This window comes from Kitasatospora sp. NPDC057936, assembly GCF_042887525.1.
Lineage (GTDB): Bacteria > Actinomycetota > Actinomycetes > Streptomycetales > Streptomycetaceae > Kitasatospora.
In genome coordinates this window covers 1-2,948 of record NZ_JBHVPD010000201.1, presented here as the reverse complement: position 1 = coordinate 2,948, position 2,948 = coordinate 1, and the positions used below count along the sequence as shown (strand labels likewise).

The following is a 2,948-nucleotide window of genomic DNA, read 5'->3' as shown; positions in this document are numbered from 1 at the left end:
GGCGATCCAGGGTGGGGTGCGCTGGTAGAGGTCGAGGCGTGCGGCTTGGGGTTGGATGTGGGGGAGGAATTGGATGGCGGAGGCGCCGGTGCCGATGACGGCGATGGTGCGGCCGGTGAGGTTGTGGTGGTGGTTCCATTGGGCGGAGTGGAAGAGGGTGCCGGTGAAGGTGTGGATGCCGGGGATGTCGGGGATGGCGGGGGTGGAGAGGTAGCCGGTGCCGGTGATGAGGAATTGGGTGGTGTAGCGGCCGCCGGTGGTGTTGAGGTCCCAGTGGTGGTGGGTGTCGTTCCAGTGGGCGGTGAGGAGTTCGTGGTTGTAGCGCAGGTAGGGCAGGACGCCGTGTTTGTGGGCGCAGTCGCGGAGGTAGTCGTGGACTTCGGTCTGGGTGGCGAAGGTGGATTTCCAGTGGGGGTTGCGGGCGAAGGAGAAGGAGTAGAGGTGGGCTTGGACGTCGCAGGCGCAGCCGGGGTAGGTGTTGTCGCGCCAGGTGCCGCCGAGGTCGTCGGCGCGTTCGAAGACGAGGAAGTCGTCGGTGCCGGTCTGCAGGAGGCGGATGGCGGTGCCGAGGCCGGAGAAGCCGGTGCCGATGACGGCGACTTTGAGGTGGCGTAGGACGGGGCCGGCGCCGGCGGCGGGGGCCGCGGTGGTGTCGGTGGTGGGGTCGGTGGTGGCCTGGGCGGGGGTGGGGGTGGGGGGCGGGCCGTCGTCGCTGGTGGTGGTGGGGCGGGGGGTGGTGGTGGTCATGGTGGTGGTGTGTTCCTTTCTTTGTGTTCCTGGGGTTGTGGCTGAGGCCCGGGCTTATGGCTGCTGTCCGGGGGTGGGTGTGCGGGCCGCGGGGGTGGTGGCTGGGGCTTGTTGAGGCGGGTGCCGGGCGGTGGCGCTCTGGGTGTGGGGGCGGGGCGGGGCGGGGTTTCCCGGGGTGCGGCCCGGGGTGCGACCCCGGGGGGCGTGGTGGCGTGTTTTGCCGGGTGTTGTGGTGGCCGTTTCCCGTGGCGGGCCGGGGTGTTCGGTGTGTTGTTTTTTCGTGGTGGGTCCTGGTGGCGGGCCGGGGTCGCGGCGGGTTCCGGGTGGTGTTGCGTTGTGTGGTGCGGGAGTTGACTTCGGGGGGCGGGGGCGGGGCCGGCTGCCGGGGTGGCTCCTGTGTTGTTCCGGGGCCGTTTCGTGGGCTGGTTGCCGGTGTCGTTCCTGGGGCCGGTGCCCTGGTGGCCTTCTGTGGTGTCGTGTGGCCGTTTTGGGCCGGCTCCGTTCCGCTGTGTCCGCGCCGGCTCCGTTCCGCTGTGTCCGCGCCGGCTCGGTTCTGTTGTGTCCGTGTCGGCTTGGTTCTGTTGTGTTTGTGCGGGCTCCGTGCGGGGGTTTGCGTGCCGGTCCGGGTTGTTCCCGGTGTCGTTCCTCGGGTTGTCCGTGAGTGGTTCCTCGGGCCGGTGTGGAGCGGTTCCGTGGGTCGTTCCTTGGGCCGGTCCTGATCTGTTCCTTGGGCGTGTGGAGTTGTTCTCGGGGCCGGCCTCGACGGGTTGCTCCTGTGCTGTTTCCCGGGGTGGTTCTGGTGGGGTGGTTGCCGGTGTTGTCCGTGGGGTCGTGCGGCCCGTCGTGTGGCGGTTGTGGGCGGGCTCGGTTGCGTTGTGCCCGTGCGGGCCTCGTGCCGGCTGGTGCTGTTCCTGAGGTGTTCCTCGGGCGGGCTGTGTGTTTCGGGTTGTTGGTGTGGGCTGCTGCGGTCCTGCGGGTGCGGTGCGGCCGCAACGAGGCCCCGGTGAACGGCTCTTGGGATGTTCCGGCGGCGGCCCGGCGGCCCGGCGGCCCGGCAGCCCGGCAGCCCGGCGGCCCGGTAGCACGGCACCTTGGCGGCCCGGCAGTCCGGTACCGGGGTACCGCGGCGGCCCGGCACCATGGCACTTGGGCTGTTCCGGCGGCCCGGTACCGGGGTGCCGGGGTGCCGCGGGAGCCTGGCGGCGTGGTGTCTGGGTTCCGGTGCGGTCGCCCCGGGGACGCCGGGGCCGGGGCCGGTGGTTGGGGTTGGGGGGTTGGGGGGGTTAGGGGCGGCGGGTGAGGGTGACGCGGAAGTTGTTGAAGATGTGGTCTTCGAGGGTGTAGGCGAAGATGTCGAGGTAGCGTTCGAAGCGGGCGATGGTGGTTTCGTCGGCGTGGGTGAGGGCTTCGGTGCGGTGGGTGGCGAGGTGGTGGAGCCAGGCGCGGCAGGCGCGGGCGAAGGATTCGGGTTCGTTGCGGATTTCGGTGACTTCGAAGAGTCCGTCGAGGCCGGTGGCGAGTTCGGGCAGGCGGGGGATGTGGCAGCCTTCGAATTCTTCGCGCTGGAGGAATTTGAGGTCGTCGAGGAGCTGGCGGCGCAGGGGCGGGTTTTCGACGGTCATGGTGTGGAGGACGAAGCGGGCGCCGGGCTTGAGGAGGGAGTGGACCTGCTTGAAGAAGACGCGGTAGCGCTGGGTGCGTTCTTTGGGGGTGAGGGAGGACAGGACGAAGTGTTCGAGGGCGTTGATGCAGAACGCGGCGTCGTAGGGCTGGCCGTCGTGCTGGTGGTCTTCCCAGGATTCGACGCGGGCTTCGATGGCGGGGTTGTCGAGGGCGGTGATGAAGTCGGCCTGGGTGCGGGAGAGGGTGACGCCGACGGCGCGGGTGACGCCGTGGACGGTGGTGAGGCGGTTGAGCATGGTGCCCCAGCCGCAGCCGATGTCGAGGACTTTGGCGGTGTGGGCGGCGTGGGCGAGGTCGGTGAAGACGTCGAGCTTGCGTTCCTGGGCTTCGTCGAGGGTGGCGACGAGGTCTTCGCCGTCTTCCCAGTAGCCGCCGGAGTACATCATGGTGGGGCCCAGGATGAGGCGGTAGAGGTCGTTGCCGACTTCGTAGTGGTGGCGGATGGCTTCGACGTCGGGGTTGATGGAGCGGGCGTCGATGGTGGTCATCGGGGGTGTCCTGTTCTGTCGGGGGTGGGT

General features: G+C 69.7%; 2 protein-coding genes. Both read right to left on the bottom strand.

Annotated elements, in window-relative coordinates; all coding sequences use genetic code 11:
- Nucleotides 1-747, bottom strand: a 747-nt coding sequence (locus ACFVU9_RS45375; RefSeq protein WP_387603956.1) for a flavin-containing monooxygenase, incomplete at its 3' end; no start/stop codon positions are given.
- A gap of 1,283 nt (nt 748-2,030) precedes the next feature.
- Nucleotides 2,031-2,918: a class I SAM-dependent methyltransferase gene (locus ACFVU9_RS45370; RefSeq protein ID WP_380448689.1), complete on the bottom strand. Its 888-nt coding sequence runs from the start codon at nt 2,916-2,918 to the stop codon at nt 2,031-2,033.
- Nucleotides 2,919-2,948: the final 30 nt, after the last annotated feature.